This is a genomic window from Rhizobium sophoriradicis (assembly GCF_025200795.1).
In the GTDB taxonomy this organism is placed as follows: Bacteria; Pseudomonadota; Alphaproteobacteria; order Rhizobiales; family Rhizobiaceae; genus Rhizobium; species Rhizobium sophoriradicis.
In genome coordinates, this window is record NZ_CP104152.1 from 230,012 (window position 1) to 244,713 (window position 14,702).

The window sequence follows — 14,702 nt, forward strand, 5'->3', positions numbered from 1 at the left end:
CATAGGCAATTCTAAATGTGTGAATGCCATAGGCGGCTGGGGAAGAGGGAGACGATAGATATCGCCTCCCATGTGGCATCAGAGAGTGTTGATCGATAGTATGTAGAGGGCATATTTGACGGGGTTAACGGACTGCCCCACGAACCAATTCCAGGTCAAGACGTTGTGGTAACTGGCGAATTGGTCGAACGGTGGCAGTTATCCCCGTTCCGACCCTATTATCTCGAAGCGACCGAAATCCCCGATTGTACGGGCATGCTGTCCGCTTCCTGCGGATGGCTGCCCCTCACCCTAACCCTCTCCCCGTAAACGGGGCGAGGGGACGTGCCCTGCTAGGGGCCAGCGAGGGACGGAGACGTTGCGGCATATCCCCTTCGCCCCGTTTACGGGGAGAAGGTGGCGGCAGCTGGATGAGGGGCGGCCGGGCACACGAGATATGATGTTATTGCCTGAAAGAAAACTGGTGCTGCCGAGTGGGATTGAACCACCGACCTCACCCTTACCAAGGGTGTGCTCTACCACTGAGCTACGGCAGCAGGACCAGGACCCGTGCGAGCCGGGCGGCTCAATCGCGGGAACGGGGCGGCTATTGCCACAGCTTGACGACAAGCGCAAGCCGCAAATTCCAACTTCGCGTGGATTGCGGTGTAGGGGACTTTTGGATCGGCGCGAATTCGGCTAATCCTGTGACATGAACGACAAGACCGAAACTGGCCACCAGAGCCGCAAAGAGGCAATCGAGGCACAGGCGAAACTGCGCCGCGAGCGCGCCGCCGAAAAGCTCAGGGAAAATCTCAGCCGACGCAAACAGCAGGTGCGCGCCCGCCGTTCCGGCCAGGCCGACGAAACAAATGGGCTGCCCGCCGCAAAAATGGACGAATCGTAATGTTCCGTCCGGCACGAATTGAAGCCTCTTAAGAAATCCCCTAAACACCCCACTCCTCTTTCAAGCCAGAACTTTCAGGAAGTAAGCGCACATGGATCGTATCAGAATCGTCGGCGGTAATGAGCTGAATGGCATCATTCAGATTTCCGGCGCCAAGAATGCCGCACTGCCGCTGATGATCGCCTCGCTTCTGACCAGCGACACGCTGACGCTGGAAAACGTGCCGCATCTGGCCGATGTCGAACTTCTGATGCGCATCCTCGGTAATCATGGCGTCGACGTCGCCGTCAACGGCCGCCGCGAGCGCCAGGAGGATTCCTACGCCCGCACGATCCATTTCACCTGCCGCACCATCGTCGATACCACCGCTTCCTATGAACTGGTCTCGAAAATGCGCGCCTCTTTCTGGGTTATCGGCCCGCTCTTGGCGCGCGAAGGCCATTGCCGGGTGTCGCTGCCGGGCGGCTGCGCCATCGGCACACGCCCCGTCGATCTCTTCATCGAAGGCCTGACGGCGCTCGGCGCGACCATGGAGATCGATGCCGGTTACATCAACGCCAAGGCGCCGGATGGCGGCCTGATCGGCGCGCGCTACACCTTCCCGAAGGTTTCCGTCGGCGCCACCCATGTGATGATGATGGCGGCGACCCTTGCCCGCGGCACCACTGTTATCGGCAATGCCGCCCGCGAGCCTGAAGTCGTCGATCTCGCCAACTGCCTGAACGCCATGGGTGCCAAGATCTCCGGCGCAGGCACCGCGACCATCACCATCGAAGGTGTCACCTCGCTCTCCGGCGCCCGCCACCGCGTCCTGCCGGATCGCATCGAGACCGGCACCTATGCGATGGCCGTTGCCATGGCCGGCGGCGACGTCGTGCTCGAAAATACCGATGTGTCGCTGCTTGAAACCGCGCTGGAAACGCTGCGCCGCGCCGGCGCGGATATTTCCGCGACCAACAACGGCATGCGCATCAAGCGCAACGGAGCCGGCATCAAGCCGGTCGATATCGTCACCGATCCCTTCCCGGGTTTCCCGACCGACCTGCAGGCGCAGTTCATGGCGCTGATGACCCGCTCGTCCGGTATCTCGCACGTCACCGAGACCATCTTCGAAAACCGCTTCATGCACGTGCAGGAGCTTGCCCGGCTCGGCGCCAGGATCACGCTGTCAGGCCAGACGGCGAAGATCGAAGGTGTCCAGCGCCTGCGCGGCGCGCCTGTTATGGCGACCGATCTGCGCGCTTCCGTTTCGCTCGTCATCGCCGGCCTTGCTGCCGAGGGCGAAACCACGGTCTCCCGCGTCTATCATCTCGATCGCGGTTTCGAGCGGCTCGAGGAGAAGTTGACCCGCTGCGGCGCCGTCGTCCAGCGCATCAGCGAGTAACAGAGACCTTCATTCCGGTTGCGAAATCGGTCGCAGCATCTTATTTCCCTTGTCTAACGCATCGCCATTCCGGCGGTGCCTGTTAAAAACAACAGCATGATGTCGTCCGAAAAGCGCTCACGCTTTTCGGCATCATGCTCTGGGGATTGAGCCTGAATGACCGACCTGAAGCTTGTTGCGCTCGATGACGAGGACCTCGCGATCATTTCCGCGCATATGCAGGATAGCGTCTTCAAGGTCGGTGACATCGACTGGTCGCCGCGCGGTGCCCAGTTCGCGCTTGCCGCCAATCGCTTCGTCTGGGAAAGTGCCGTGCGCAAGCGCAGAGGGTTCGAGCGCCGCCGCGCTGCCTTGGTCTTCAAGCGGGTCCTGGCCGTGCGTTCGCTCGGCATCGACCGTGGCGAGCGAGATGAAGTGCTGTCGCTGCTGGCGCTGCGCTTCGAGAAGAAGGGCGAGGGGCCGGATGGCACGGTCGAGCTGGCGCTGTCGGGCAACGCCTCGATTGCGCTCGATGTCGAATGCATCGAGGTGCAGATGGCCGATATCGGCGGTGCATGGCAGGCGGCTTCCAAGCCGCGCCATCCCTGACGCGCAAGACGTTTGAATGTTGCGGTTTCGAGTTGAGAAGGAATATCGGCCTTGGCAATCTGGCTGGATCAGGCATCGGAAGGTTTCGAGCAGCATTTCGCCGCTTTCCTGACGACGAAGCGCGAAGTCTCCGAGGATGTGAACGCCGTTGCGCGCGGCATTATCGATGACGTCAGGGCCCGTGGCGATGTGGCGCTTGCCGAATATTCGCTGAAATTCGACGGCATCGATTTCGCCACCGTGCCGATGCGCGTCACGCCCGAAGAGATCGATGCCGCCGTCGAGGCGGTGCCGTCGGAAGTGCTGGGGGCGCTGAAGCTCGCAGCACTCCGCATTGAATCCCATCATCGCCGGCAGCTGCCGAAGGACGATATCTACGAGGACGATCTCGGCGTCCGTCTCGGCTCGCGCTGGACGGCGATCGAGGCGGTCGGGCTCTACGTCCCGGGCGGCACCGCGAGCTATCCGAGTTCGGTACTGATGAATGCCGTGCCGGCCAAGGTCGCCGGCGTCGACCGTATCGTCATCGCCGTTCCGGCCACCGGTGGCGCCGTCAATCCGGCGGTGCTGGCCGCCGCCAGGCTTGCCGGCGTGACCGAGATCTACCGCGTCGGCGGCGCCCAGGCGATCGCCGCTCTCGCCTACGGCACCGAGACGATCGCGCCGGTCGCCAAGATCACCGGGCCCGGCAACGCCTATGTCGCCGCCGCCAAGCGCCACGTCTTCGGCACCGTCGGCATCGATATGATCGCCGGCCCCTCCGAGGTGCTGGTCATTGCCGACAAGGACAACAATCCCGATTGGATCGCCGCCGATCTTTTGGCGCAGGCCGAGCACGATGCCAGCGCCCAGGCGATCCTGATCACCGATGATGTCGAATTCGGTAAGGCGGTGGAGCAGGCGGTCGAACGCCAGCTGCAGACGCTGAACCGCGCGGATACGGCAGCCGCCAGCTGGCGCGACTTCGGCGCGGTCATCCTCGTGGCCGATCTGAAACAGGCCATTCCGCTCGCCAATCGCATCGCTGCCGAACATCTCGAGCTTGCCGTCGCCGATCCGGACCGGCTGCTCGACGGCATCCGCAATGCCGGCGCGATCTTCATCGGCGCCCATACGCCCGAAGTGATCGGCGATTATGTCGGCGGGTCGAACCATGTGCTGCCGACGGCGCGTTCGGCGCGCTTCTCCTCCGGTCTTTCGGTGCTCGATTTCGTCAAGCGCACCTCGATCCTGCGCCTTGGGCCGGGTGAGCTGCGCACCCTCGGCCCGGCGGCGATCGCGCTGGCGGTCTCCGAAGGCCTCGATGCCCATGCGCGATCGGTCGCGATCCGCCTCAACCTCGAAAGGTGAGGGCATGGCGGCGGGCGATTTCCGGCTTTGCGACGTCGTCCTCGACGATACGATCGGCCGTTCGACGCCCGATGTCGAGCATGAGCGTGCCGTCGCCATCTTCGATCTGATCGAGGAAAACAGTTTTGCGCCGATCGGCCATGCCGGCGGACCCTACCGGCTGAACATCTCGCTGGTCGATTCGAAGCTGGTCTTCGCCATCACCACGGAAGAGGGCGGCAATGTCGCCACCCATATCCTGTCGCTCACGCCTTTCCGGCGGATCGTCAAGGATTACTTCATGATCTGCGAGAGCTATTATGAAGCCATCCGTTCGGCGACGCCGAGCCGCATCGAGGCGATCGATATGGGCCGGCGCGGCATCCACAACGAGGGGTCGCAGACGCTGAGGGACAGGCTGGCCGGCAAGATCGAAGTGGATTTCGACACCGCCCGGCGGCTGTTTACCCTGGTCTGCGTGCTCTACTGGCGCGGATGACGGAGATGGAGCTCGCCGCCGACGTTGGGGAGGGAAAGAGGCCGGGCGCCATCCTCTTCATGTGCGGGATGAACGCCATCCGCTCGCCGATGGCGGAAATCATTGCCCGTAGCATTCTGCCCTCCAATACCTATATAAGGTCGGCCGGCGTTCGCGCCGGCGAGCGCGATCCCTTCGTCGATGTCGTGCTCGAGGAGATCGGGCTTTCCCTCGGGCGCCGCCAGCCGCAGACGCTTGATGAGCTCGAGGACGATTATTTCGATCTGATCATCACGCTGTCGCCGCAGGCCCATCACGCCGCACTCGAGCTGACGCGGTCGAATGCAATCGACGTCGTCTACTGGCCGACCATGGACCCGACGGTTGTCACAGGAACGCGCGAGCAGATTCTCGAGAGCTATCGCGAGGTCCGCAATCACCTAGCCGGTCTCATCGAAAGCCGGCTGCTGAAACGAAATGGCATTGCTGCGCAATCGGCGTGAAAACAAATGACGGAAAGCCCGATCAACAAGGTTCACAAACCCGCCTTGATTGTGTAGTTTCCGCCCAAATTTAAAGGCGCGCGCTGCGCTGCCTCTTCAACCCACAGGAAGAAAACCACTATATGCCGAAAGAAGAAGTCCTCGAATTCCCGGGAATCGTCACCGAACTTCTGCCGAATGCGACGTTTCGCGTGAAGCTCGAAAACGAACACGAGATCATCGCCCATACGGCCGGCCGCATGCGCAAGAACCGCATCCGCGTTCTCGCCGGCGACAAGGTGCTTGTGGAAATGACGCCCTACGATCTGACCAAGGGCCGCATCACCTACCGTTTCAAGTAAGCTTGCCCGAGGTCCTGCAAGCGGTTTTCTCCCGTCTGCCGATGGTCGAGGTTCCATGGCGCTGAAATACAAGCTCATTCTCGCCTCGGGCTCTCCCCGTCGCGTCGACCTGCTAAACCAGGCAGGCATCGAACCTTCGCGCCTGATGCCGATGGATATCGACGAGACGCCGAAGAAGTCGGAGCATCCGCGTTCGCTCGCCCGCAGGCTTTCGGCCGAGAAGGCGGAAGCGGCGCTCGCTGCCATCAAGGGCGATATCACCTGGAAGGGCAGTTATATCCTCTCCGCCGATACGGTGGTTGCCGTCGGCCGGCGCATTCTCGGCAAGGCCGAGTTCGCCGACGAGGCGCTGAGCTCGCTCCATCTTCTGTCGGGACGCAACCATCTCGTCTATACCGGCGTTTGTCTGGTGACGCCGGATCGCAAGATCCGCCAGAAAATCGTCGAGACAAAGGTGCGCTTCAAGCGGCTGTCCGGCTTTGAGATCGAGAACTACCTGGCCTCCGGCCAATGGCGCGGCAAGGCAGGCGCCTACGGCATCCAAGGCCTTGCCGGCACCTTCGTGCAGAAGATGGTGGGCTCCTACACCAATGTCGTCGGCCTGCCGCTTTATGAAACCATTGTGCTTCTGACCGGCGAAGGCTTCGATGTGCATAGCCGGTGGCCCGAGGCCTGAGCCCGCGGCCGACGCCAGAGAACGGACCGATCATGCCCGAAGACAGGAAAGCCGCCAAGGTCGAACCGCTGCGCAAGACGCGCCCTTGCCCCGAATGCGGCAAGCCTTCGAATCGCGAACATTATCCCTTCTGCTCCAACCGCTGCCGCGAGGTCGATCTCTCACGCTGGCTGACCGGCTCCTATGCCATTCCCGTTGCCGATGACGAGACGAAGGCCGACTATCCCGACGAGGAAAACTAGAGGCTCCACTGGCGAAGCTCTTATTTTTCCTGATGAATCGGCAAATCCAGCGTGACCGTCAAAAAAGAGTCATTTGACGCTTGCCATGAGCGAACAAGATGCTATAACCCCGCTCGCTTCCGGGGCGAACCAAGGCCCCACGGTTCTTTTTCAAGAAGGCACCATCGGAAGCAGGTTAGCCCAGGTAGCTCAGTTGGTAGAGCAGCGGATTGAAAATCCGCGTGTCACTGGTTCGATTCCGGTCCTGGGCACCATCAAAAATCTAAAACAAAGCTTTATTGAGTTTCCTGGTCCTCGTTGGCCTGCGACAAGCCTTTCTGCAGTACCGGAGTCCTGATAAGCGAAATGCCCCGCCAGGACGGGGCATTCGTATCAGTGGTGCCGCGCTATTGAGGAGGCGCGGCAGGTAGAAGGATGACAGAGTTCGGAAAAACGTCAATTTACCTGAACTCATTAGCCCCGCCTCCGCACAGCATCGCCCAGCTTCTCAGGGCTCGAGAGATGAACTTAGTTTGGCATCCACCCCTGCCAGCCGAACCAGGTGGCGTCTTGATCGCCGGCTCTCGTAAGAGGGCTCGACAAGCGGAATGCTCTTTAGGTCGAATTTCGATCTAAACTGGAGATCTGAATTTTTAATGTCTAGCCAGCGCAGTCCCTTTTGGAGGATACGCTGGATCACGAAAAAGGGGTCGCTTTGGAGTATCGACCAAAGAACCATGGCTGACAACCATGAGCTCTTGGCTTGGCGAAATTGCCAGTACGCATATTTCCGAGTGGCGTTCATCGCACTTCGCGCAGCGTAGTGGGGCAGATGAGGATTTGCGGCGAGCGAACGCCTGACAACTTCCAGAGCGCCCTGACCCATCTGCAGGTGATTTGATGACATGTTGCCCGGATACTGGCGGTAGCCAACCAGCCGTTCCGGAATGACTTCGACAAGATAGCGCGCGGCCAACCTAAGTTCGAAATCGAGGTCTTCACAGCCGCCAATTCCTGCTGCTGCATATGAGGTATCAAACCCGCCAATTTCGAGCGCAACATCGCGACGAACAAGAAGCGCGCTCCCATTGCCAACGTATTTGAAAGTGAGATGCCGGGCGTAGATATATCCTCTTGCAACATCGGGGCGGTAGGAGCAAACGATCTCATCGTCTCGATTGATTATATGGTGCAACACATAAACAGCGGCCCACTCACGGGATAATCTGTGGAGCGCATTTACCTGCTTCTCGATTTTGGTCGAATGCCAGAGATCGTCCGCGTCAAGAAACGCCACATATGGCCCTGATGATGCCCTGATGCCGGTATTTCTTGCCGCCGCGACACCGCGGGTTGCTGTGGACAGGAGACGAATTCGCGAATCCACCCTGGCCATTTTCTCGACCAATCTTGCCGTATCGTCGGTAGAGCCATCATTGACGACGATGATCTCAAGATTCGCATAAGTCTGTTGCACTGCGGATCGAAGTGTACGTTCGATGTACGGTGAAGCGTTGAAAGCGGGAACGACCACCGACACTAGCGGCCGGGTCAAATGGACAGTTTCCCTACGATCCTCAACTGAACAAGAAACCATACAAGATGATCTTCAGGTTGTTGCCGTGTGTAGAAGGGTGCGGCGGTGCCGGCCAGCGCTCGATGAGGTGCTCCGAAAGGCACTGATCCCTTTTGGCGATACTGCATACGAACTCGCCCCCTATGATACAACGATCGTAACATGTGGACATAATCCCGGAAAGGTAGACAAATGAGGTATATCCGGCGCACGCGGCCTTCAGCGGGGCGGCCGTGGCGCGAACTCCACAAGTACTGGACGGCCATCGATCGGGATAAGCCGACCAATCCTGTTATCACCGCCTCGGCCGCGGTCGTCCCAAAGCGCGTACCCGCCCCGGTCGAGGCGGGCCGGTTATGCCATCGAATGGAACCAACACCGGGCATTGCCGTTGTAAGCAGGAGTCCCACCATGAGCAACGTCCGTCAGGCGCCAACGAGATGGTGATGGTACTCCGAGGAGAACGCGCATGGATCTCACAACTCTTCTCATCATCGTTGTAATACTTCTGTTGCTTGGCGGTGGCGGCTGGTACGGCCGAGGACGCTGGTATTAAACGACGGTCTACACGCACCACTGGGTTGACGAGCGCTCCGGCTGGACGGCGCTGTCGCCACAGCGAAGCTTTGCGTGGTCCATCGATCCCATTGTCGATCCGCAATGAGCAGTCCAATCACGTAGGTTGGCTTCGGCGCGCTGACGGTTTATGCATAAGCGGCTGGAGCAACGGAACAATCGCGACCCGGTCTGGTTTAAGCTAGGTCCGTATTCCCAGCGGAGGCGACGATGTGGGCAGTTCTGATCGGTGCCGCTCTGATAATCGGCGGCCTTCTTTTTCTCTTACAGCCGGCGCTCCGTCGAAAACCGAGTGATCCTCACCTGATGCCACAAGGCGGGGCGACGCTGGAGCCGCGGCGTCAAGGCCTGAGGTTCCTTGGCTTATCGCGGAATTGGCCGGCGCTTGCGATTATCGCGGTCGGCGCGCTTCTTCTGGTTTTCGGGAGCTACTAGGCCCGCGCCGTTGGCTGAGTGTATACGCCTGTGAAGTATCTTCTCAGCGGATTGCTGACCGTGTTAAGTGTCGCTTATGGGCATCAAGAACTACTTGATCGAAGGCAGCTCGGGCACTGGAAAAACGTCTGTCGCTACTGAGCTGGAGCGGCGTGGTTTTCATGTCGTCCATGGTGATCGGGTCCTGGCCTATGTTGGGGACCCCGAGACCGGCGAGGCGCTTGAGGGACCGCCGCAAGGTGTGGACCGCGTCGTTTGGGGTTACGCGCATTGGATCTGGCCTGTTGAAAAGGTCCTGGCCATCACCGCTGACACCACTCATCCTGCCACGTTCTTCTGTGGCGGCTCCCGCAATTTCCATAAGTTCCTGGACGTGTTCGACAAGGTTTTTGTGCTCGACATAGATGTCGAGACGTTGAACAGACGACTGGACGGGCGGCCAGATGAGCCAGGTTTCGCGCCGGACGAGCGTGCGGTGGTTCTGCAGTACCATAGGAGCAGCAAACACTTTCCCGCCGGGATCGGTATCGACACAACCGGAACGGTCCCGAGCGTCGTCGACGATATCCTTGCCCAACTGAGTTGAAGCCTGATGGTATTGCGATGGGGTGGGGAAGCACCCGGGGCCCATCGCGGCCCAGGATGGGCAAGGCCACCAGGGCGATTGGCGCCGGGTCGCCGATACGCCGCGCGTATAAGGCGCTTACGCCGACGTCTTGAGGAGGCCTGCCGCCAAAGCACCGAAGGTTTCGACGGCTTTCGGCAGCACATCCTGCGGCTCGTCACTGGCAGCTATCCAGAGCGCGGCATTGAGCGCCGCGCCGTTGAGCAGCCGGGCGGCTGCTTCCGCGTCCACCGGCTTGAGGGTTCCCTGTGCGATCAAGCGCTCGATCGCCTGCCTGGTAGCCTGAAGACAGTTGCTTTGGCTCGGCCATTGTGAGGGATCACCCAACACGGCAGGTCCGTCGAGCAGAACGATGCGCTGGACCTCCGGATCGAGCGCCATCTCAATATAGGCGGCACCTTCGGCAAGCAGGCCCTGCCAATCGTCGCCCGCACGGGCGCCGATCTCCTGGGCGCGCGAGGCCATTTCCGTGTCGATCTGGTCGACAACCGCGGCCAGCAGCCCGCGCTTGTCTCCGAAGTTGTGGTAGAGCGCCCCCCTCGTCAGCCCGACTTCGGCCGTCAGCTCGTCCATCGAGGCGGCCGCATAGCCCTTCTCGGCAAAGGCCTTTCGCCCTGCGGCAATCAGCTTCCGACGATTTTCCTCCATCGTCTCAACTCGTCGTTTTGCCATTTCAACTCCAATTCTCAGATACGCGTCGTATGTGAAGCTTGACATGCGCAACGTATCTAACTAAGTCATATACGCACCGTATATCAGATGGCGCTGCGACATGTGAAGCTTCTGCAGTGACACGGCTGCGCCCACGTTCCAATCAAGATGACAAAGCGAGAGTGACAATGACCAAACGCGAAGCAATCTTTCCCGCCGACAGACATGCTCTCTACGAGGAACACGGCTATTCGGCCGCAATCCGATCCGGCGATCTTCTGTTCGTCTCCGGCCAGGTCGGCAGCCGTTCCGATGGTACGCCTGAACCAGACTTCAAACGCCAGGTCGAACTGGCTTTCGAAAATCTCAAGGCGGTGCTGGATGCCGCGGGTTGCACGTTGGACGATATAGTTGACGTCACGACGTTCCACACCGACCCCGAAAACCAGTTTGAAACCATCATGGCCGTCAAGCAGAAGGTTTTCAGCGAGCCGCCCTATCCGAACTGGACGGCGGTTGGCGTGAATTGGCTGGCCGGCTTCGATTTCGAGATCAAGGTCATCGCCCGCATCCCTTCGAATGCATGATCTACCGAACGAAGAGTTCGGGGATCATCATGCGGGCGCGATCGCGCAGATCTGCCGCTTCTTGCTCATCGATAAAGCGGTAAGGCCATCGCAACCTAGTGGTGACGGGCCCCCAGTTGCCGATCGCCGCGAGCAGTTTGTCGAGGGCTGCGTTTGAATAGCCACGGTCACGGCGAAACGGGACGATGTGAGCGTCCATAAAGGCGCAGATGCGCTTCTCGATATCAAGCGCGGCGCCGAGGTCGGTGTGCATCAGTTCCGTCCAGGCTTGGGCACCGTGAGGACTGAGGCAGGCGACGTTGGAAAACGCACCGGCAGCAACGCCGCGCTTCATGCCGGTGGCGAGATGGTGGCCGGGAATGAACAGAGAAAATTCGCCAAAATATGCGCGCGCCTGTGCATACCAGGCGTCGTCGCCATCGGCGATCTTCATCCCGACCACCGACGGGCAGGGGCCGCACACGTCACTGAGCTCGGCTGGCGACAGGACACGTTTCGCATGCGGGGGATTGTATAGGACGAGCGGAATCCCGTCGGCGGCCTCCGACGCCCGTGCAGGAAGTCGACGGCTTCGAGATTGGTGAGCGGCCACCAGTCGGGCAGGATCACCTGGATTGCCAACGGCTTGTGTGCAGTAGCGCGGCGCAGGCGATGGAGCATGATGATCGGATCGGGCTGGCAGGCGCCGATGACGAAGGGCATTGCGGCGGCCCGGCAACGCGATGCCAGAACGTCTTGAATTCGCTCGTATTCCATTTCGGTCTGGTTATGAAATTCACCCGCCGTGCCATTCGAATAGATGCCGTCGACCTTGGCGGCGATCAGCATGTCGATTTCCTCACCGAGCTTTTCGAAATCGATGCTGTCGTCCTCGGCGATCGGCAGGAGCAGGCTTGCCCAGTTGCCTGCTATAGGGTGGCGGCGGTTTTTTATCGTCATCTCGCTTCCCTTCAGTCGAGATCATCGCGAATGCAGGCCTTGAAATGCCCGGGCGTCATTTCGCGCAGCGCCGGCACGGCCTCGCCGCAGGCCGGCAGGGCGTTCGGACAGCGCGTGCGAAAGACGCAACCGCTCGGCGGATCGGCGGGGCTCGGGATATCGCCCTTCAGGATCTGGCGGTCGCGCGGCGCCTCGGGATCGGGCGAGGGGATCGCCGAGAGCAGTGCCCGCGTGTAGGGATGCAGCGGCCTGGCATAGAGCGCAGCGCTTGGCGCGATTTCCATGATCCGGCCGAGATAGAGGACGATCACCCGGTCGCAGATATATTCGACCACGGCGAGATCGTGACTGATGAACAGCATGGTCAGGCCAAGTCGCTGCTGCAGGTCACGCAGAAGATTGATCACCTGCGCCTGGATCGAGACATCGAGTGCGGAGACCGGCTCGTCGGCGACGATGAATTCCGGCGCGAGCGTCAGCGCCCGGGCGATGCCGATCCGCTGCCGCTGGCCGCCCGAGAACTCGTGGGCGTAACGATTGACGGCGTCCGGCGGCAGATCGACCTGTTCGAGCGCGGCGCGGGCGCGTTCCAATCTCTCTTTTGCCGTGCCACGGCCCTGGATCTTCAGTCCCTCGGTCAGAATTTCGCCGATCGTCATACGCGGCGAAAGGCTCGCGAACGGATCCTGAAAAATATACTGCATCCGCGGCCGCAGGTGCCGCATTGCCGATGATGACAGGCTGGTGAGTTCGGTGCCGTCGAAGCGGACGCTGCCGGCGGAGGGTTCGATGAGCCGAAGCACCGATCGCCCGATCGTGGTCTTGCCGCTGCCGGATTCGCCGACCAGCCCGACCACCTCGCCCCTGCCGATGTCGAAGGAAATCGCCTGCAGAATGGTCAGCTTGGTCCCTCGGGACGTATAATCCTTTCCGAGGTCGCGGACGGAGAGAAGGGGCTCGCTCATCGGATCTCCTGCCAGCGAATGCAGCGGCTCTTGTGCCGCGGATTGACATCGGCCAGCGGCGGCACCGCCGCGCGACAGGCGTCGACGGCAAATTGGCAGCGCGGCGCGAAGGCGCAACCCGCCGGCATGTTCATCAGGCTCGGCACGACGCCCGGAATGGCCGCCAGCCTTTCGCCCGCCTGCTTCATCCGGCTGGCATCACCGAGTTTCGGCATCGAGGCCAGCAGCCCGATCGTATAGGGATGTCGCGGATTGCGGAAAACCTCGGCCACCGGCCCTGTCTCGACGATCCGTCCGGCATACATCACCGCCACCCGATGGGCGATTTCGGCGACGACGCCGAGATTATGAGTGACGAAGAGCATGGCCATGCCGCGTTCGCGTTGCAGCTTCTGCAGGAGGGCAAGGATCTGCGCCTGGATGGTGACGTCGAGCGCCGTCGTCGGCTCGTCAGCGATCAGCAGCGTCGGGTCGCAGGCAAGGGCCATGGCGATCGTGGCGCGCTGGCGCATGCCGCCGGATAATTCGTGCGGATATTGACCGGCACGGCGCCTGGCATCGGGAATGCCGACGCTGTCGAGAAGCGCGACGGCCGCATCCATGGCGGCTTTCCGCTTCGCCCCGCGATGAACGCGGATCGGCTCCGAGATCTGGTCGCCGATGGTGTAGACCGGATTGAGGCTCGACATCGGCTCCTGGAAGACCATGCCGATATCGTTGCCGCGAATGGCGCGCAGTTCCTGCTCGGCGAGGCAGACAAGGTTGCTGACCGTACCATCCTTGCGCTTAAGATCGATGCTGCCGGCCGCGATCGCACCGATATTGCGGGTTAGAAGCCGCATGACCGAAAGGCTGGTGACCGATTTGCCCGAGCCGGACTCGCCGACAAGCGCCAGCGTCTCGCCGGCGGCCACACTCAGATCGATGCCGTTGACCGCCGTCACCTCGCCCGAGCGGATGCGGAAGACGGTCCGCAGCCCCTTGATGTCGAGAATGGTGTCGGCGGTCTGTGGCATGGCATCCATCAGGCAAGCAGGCCGGTGGCGCGGAGGATTTGGTCGATCCTTGCCGTTTCGGCTTCGTTGAGGGCCGCACGCGGGCGCGGCATCAGCGCCGTATCGATGATGCCGAGGCTCTTCATCGCCGCCTTGAAGGCACCGATACCGGCAGCGCCGCCGCTGACCCGGCCCGCTCCGACCCAGACGATTTCGAAGAGCCGGCAGAGCCGCTCCTGTTCCTTGCGGGCCGCGACCCAGTCGCCGCGCTGAGCGGCATTCCAGAGCCTGACATAACCGTGCGGATCGACATTGGCGATGCCGGGCACCACGCCATGGGCGCCCATCTGCAGCGCCGTGTCGACGACGATCTCGGAACCGGTCATCAGGAAGACGTCCTTGTTGTCGGCGAGATCGAGCAGCACGTAACGGAAACTGCCGTCATCGCCGCTCGAATCCTTGATGCCGATGATGGTTCCCTCCTTCGCCAGCGTCACGCTGGTCTGGCGCTGCAGTTTCACATGCACGCAGACGGGAATGTCATAGGCGATCAGCGGCACGTCGACCGCATCGCGGATATAGCGGAAGTGATCGATCGTCTCGGCCTGGCTGGTCACAGTATAGAACGGCGCCGTGACGACCACCGCGTCGGCGCCGGCCGATTTGGCGATCCTGGCATGGTTGATGACCCGGTCGGTCGTCGGATCGATGACCCCGACGATCAGCGGTACCCGGCCGTTGATGACCTTGGCCGAATGCTCGATGATCTCCTGCCGGGTTTGTTCGTCGTGGAAGATCACCTCGCTGGTCGAGCCGAGCACGAACAGGCCGTGGCAGCCGGCCTCGATCAGATTTTCCAGCACCCGCGTATAGGACGGGTAATCGACGGTGTAATCCTTGTTCAACGGGGTTACGACGGGAGGAACGACACCCTTGAATTTGCTCAT

The 14,702-nt window shown here is 61.1% G+C and carries 17 protein-coding genes, 2 tRNA genes and 1 pseudogene; 13 read left to right on the plus strand and 7 right to left on the minus strand.

Annotated features, from left to right (window positions below; all coding sequences use genetic code 11):
* Window positions 1-461: 461 nt before the first annotated feature.
* A tRNA-Thr gene (locus N2597_RS01115) sits at window positions 462-536 on the minus strand.
* A gap of 155 nt (window positions 537-691) precedes the next feature.
* Here N2597_RS01115 and N2597_RS01120 point away from each other — a divergent pair.
* The 10 genes from N2597_RS01120 (at window position 692) to N2597_RS01165 (ending at window position 6,681) form a co-directional block, all read left to right on the plus strand.
* Window positions 692-886: a hypothetical protein gene (locus N2597_RS01120; RefSeq protein ID WP_009996058.1), complete on the plus strand. Its 195-nt coding sequence runs from the start codon at window positions 692-694 to the stop codon at window positions 884-886.
* A 91-nt stretch (window positions 887-977) separates the two neighbouring features.
* Complete coding sequence (gene murA / locus N2597_RS01125) at window positions 978-2,270, plus strand: UDP-N-acetylglucosamine 1-carboxyvinyltransferase (RefSeq protein ID WP_038686791.1); 1,293 nt, start codon at window positions 978-980, stop codon at window positions 2,268-2,270.
* Window positions 2,271-2,426: 156 nt separating this feature from the next.
* Window positions 2,427-2,858 (plus strand): DUF2948 family protein, encoded by a 432-nt coding sequence (locus N2597_RS01130; protein WP_096768833.1) that lies wholly within the window; start codon window positions 2,427-2,429, stop codon window positions 2,856-2,858.
* Window positions 2,859-2,909: 51 nt separating this feature from the next.
* Window positions 2,910-4,208, plus strand: coding sequence for a histidinol dehydrogenase (gene hisD, locus N2597_RS01135; RefSeq protein WP_096768832.1), 1,299 nt, complete (start codon window positions 2,910-2,912; stop codon window positions 4,206-4,208).
* A 4-nt stretch (window positions 4,209-4,212) separates the two neighbouring features.
* Entirely contained in the window at window positions 4,213-4,686 is a 474-nt protein-coding gene (locus tag N2597_RS01140; RefSeq protein ID WP_038686797.1) for a UPF0262 family protein, read from the plus strand.
* Entirely contained in the window at window positions 4,683-5,168 is a 486-nt protein-coding gene (locus tag N2597_RS01145) for an arsenate-mycothiol transferase ArsC (protein ID WP_170961363.1), read from the plus strand. Before N2597_RS01140 ends, N2597_RS01145 begins: the two co-directional genes overlap by 4 nt.
* A gap of 122 nt (window positions 5,169-5,290) precedes the next feature.
* Window positions 5,291-5,509: a translation initiation factor IF-1 gene (gene infA / locus N2597_RS01150; RefSeq protein ID WP_003545338.1), complete on the plus strand. Its 219-nt coding sequence runs from the start codon at window positions 5,291-5,293 to the stop codon at window positions 5,507-5,509.
* A 55-nt stretch (window positions 5,510-5,564) separates the two neighbouring features.
* On the plus strand, window positions 5,565-6,185 hold the full coding sequence (locus tag N2597_RS01155; protein WP_012482617.1) for a Maf-like protein: 621 nt from the start codon (window positions 5,565-5,567) through the stop codon (window positions 6,183-6,185).
* Window positions 6,186-6,217: 32 nt separating this feature from the next.
* The gene (gene yacG / locus N2597_RS01160) at window positions 6,218-6,427 is read left to right on the plus strand and encodes a DNA gyrase inhibitor YacG (RefSeq protein ID WP_183600092.1); all 210 of its coding nucleotides are present in this window, start codon (window positions 6,218-6,220) and stop codon (window positions 6,425-6,427) included.
* Between the two features lie 178 nt (window positions 6,428-6,605).
* A tRNA-Phe gene (locus N2597_RS01165) sits at window positions 6,606-6,681 on the plus strand.
* Between the two features lie 233 nt (window positions 6,682-6,914).
* On the opposite strand, the gene N2597_RS01170 is transcribed toward N2597_RS01165, so the two are convergent.
* A complete protein-coding gene (locus N2597_RS01170) occupies window positions 6,915-8,003 on the minus strand; it encodes a glycosyltransferase family 2 protein (RefSeq protein ID WP_183600090.1) in 1,089 nt (362 codons plus the stop codon).
* Between the two features lie 765 nt (window positions 8,004-8,768).
* Here N2597_RS01170 and N2597_RS01175 point away from each other — a divergent pair.
* Window positions 8,769-8,993: a hypothetical protein gene (locus tag N2597_RS01175; RefSeq protein ID WP_010060292.1), complete on the plus strand. Its 225-nt coding sequence runs from the start codon at window positions 8,769-8,771 to the stop codon at window positions 8,991-8,993.
* A 76-nt stretch (window positions 8,994-9,069) separates the two neighbouring features.
* Window positions 9,070-9,579: a DEAD/DEAH box helicase family protein gene (locus N2597_RS01180; protein WP_183600087.1), complete on the plus strand. Its 510-nt coding sequence runs from the start codon at window positions 9,070-9,072 to the stop codon at window positions 9,577-9,579.
* A 117-nt stretch (window positions 9,580-9,696) separates the two neighbouring features.
* On the opposite strand, the gene N2597_RS01185 is transcribed toward N2597_RS01180, so the two are convergent.
* Window positions 9,697-10,290 carry a TetR/AcrR family transcriptional regulator gene (locus N2597_RS01185; RefSeq protein ID WP_010060296.1) on the minus strand — a complete coding sequence of 198 codons (594 nt, stop codon included), beginning with the start codon at window positions 10,288-10,290 and terminating at the stop codon, window positions 9,697-9,699.
* A 167-nt stretch (window positions 10,291-10,457) separates the two neighbouring features.
* Between N2597_RS01185 and N2597_RS01190 the strand changes: the two genes are divergently transcribed.
* The gene (locus tag N2597_RS01190; RefSeq protein ID WP_077992598.1) at window positions 10,458-10,856 is read left to right on the plus strand and encodes a RidA family protein; all 399 of its coding nucleotides are present in this window, start codon (window positions 10,458-10,460) and stop codon (window positions 10,854-10,856) included.
* Window position 10,857: 1 nt separating this feature from the next.
* On the opposite strand, the pseudogene N2597_RS01195 reads toward N2597_RS01190, so the two are convergent.
* From N2597_RS01195 to N2597_RS01210, 4 genes and pseudogenes are all read right to left on the minus strand, one after another.
* Window positions 10,858-11,795, minus strand: a pseudogene (locus N2597_RS01195) (dihydrodipicolinate synthase family protein).
* Window positions 11,796-11,806: 11 nt separating this feature from the next.
* On the minus strand, window positions 11,807-12,760 hold the full coding sequence (locus N2597_RS01200; RefSeq protein WP_183600085.1) for an ABC transporter ATP-binding protein: 954 nt from the start codon (window positions 12,758-12,760) through the stop codon (window positions 11,807-11,809).
* Window positions 12,757-13,776 (minus strand): ABC transporter ATP-binding protein, encoded by a 1,020-nt coding sequence (locus N2597_RS01205; protein WP_183600084.1) that lies wholly within the window; start codon window positions 13,774-13,776, stop codon window positions 12,757-12,759. Before N2597_RS01205 ends, N2597_RS01200 begins: the two co-directional genes overlap by 4 nt.
* An 8-nt stretch (window positions 13,777-13,784) precedes the next feature.
* A complete protein-coding gene (locus tag N2597_RS01210) occupies window positions 13,785-14,702 on the minus strand; it encodes a dihydrodipicolinate synthase family protein (RefSeq protein ID WP_183600082.1) in 918 nt (305 codons plus the stop codon).

What these genes read in the sequence shown, in the direction of transcription:
- N2597_RS01120 (WP_009996058.1), top strand. Translation starts at nt 692, where the DNA reads ATGAACGACAAGACCGAAACTGGCCACCAGAGCCGCAAAGAGGCAATC.
- murA (WP_038686791.1), top strand. Translation starts at nt 978, where the DNA reads ATGGATCGTATCAGAATCGTCGGCGGTAATGAGCTGAATGGCATCATT.
- N2597_RS01130 (WP_096768833.1), top strand. Translation starts at nt 2,427, where the DNA reads ATGACCGACCTGAAGCTTGTTGCGCTCGATGACGAGGACCTCGCGATC.
- N2597_RS01140 (WP_038686797.1), top strand. Translation starts at nt 4,213, where the DNA reads ATGGCGGCGGGCGATTTCCGGCTTTGCGACGTCGTCCTCGACGATACG.
- N2597_RS01145 (WP_170961363.1), top strand. Translation starts at nt 4,683, where the DNA reads ATGACGGAGATGGAGCTCGCCGCCGACGTTGGGGAGGGAAAGAGGCCG.
- infA (WP_003545338.1), top strand. Translation starts at nt 5,291, where the DNA reads ATGCCGAAAGAAGAAGTCCTCGAATTCCCGGGAATCGTCACCGAACTT.
- N2597_RS01155 (WP_012482617.1), top strand. Translation starts at nt 5,565, where the DNA reads ATGGCGCTGAAATACAAGCTCATTCTCGCCTCGGGCTCTCCCCGTCGC.
- yacG (WP_183600092.1), top strand. Translation starts at nt 6,218, where the DNA reads ATGCCCGAAGACAGGAAAGCCGCCAAGGTCGAACCGCTGCGCAAGACG.
- N2597_RS01170 (WP_183600090.1), bottom strand. Translation starts at nt 8,003, where the DNA reads ATGGTTTCTTGTTCAGTTGAGGATCGTAGGGAAACTGTCCATTTGACC.
- N2597_RS01175 (WP_010060292.1), top strand. Translation starts at nt 8,769, where the DNA reads ATGTGGGCAGTTCTGATCGGTGCCGCTCTGATAATCGGCGGCCTTCTT.
- N2597_RS01180 (WP_183600087.1), top strand. Translation starts at nt 9,070, where the DNA reads ATGGGCATCAAGAACTACTTGATCGAAGGCAGCTCGGGCACTGGAAAA.
- N2597_RS01185 (WP_010060296.1), bottom strand. Translation starts at nt 10,290, where the DNA reads ATGGCAAAACGACGAGTTGAGACGATGGAGGAAAATCGTCGGAAGCTG.
- N2597_RS01190 (WP_077992598.1), top strand. Translation starts at nt 10,458, where the DNA reads ATGACCAAACGCGAAGCAATCTTTCCCGCCGACAGACATGCTCTCTAC.
- N2597_RS01200 (WP_183600085.1), bottom strand. Translation starts at nt 12,760, where the DNA reads ATGAGCGAGCCCCTTCTCTCCGTCCGCGACCTCGGAAAGGATTATACG.
- N2597_RS01205 (WP_183600084.1), bottom strand. Translation starts at nt 13,776, where the DNA reads ATGCCACAGACCGCCGACACCATTCTCGACATCAAGGGGCTGCGGACC.
- N2597_RS01210 (WP_183600082.1), bottom strand. Translation starts at nt 14,702, where the DNA reads ATGAGCAAATTCAAGGGTGTCGTTCCTCCCGTCGTAACCCCGTTGAAC.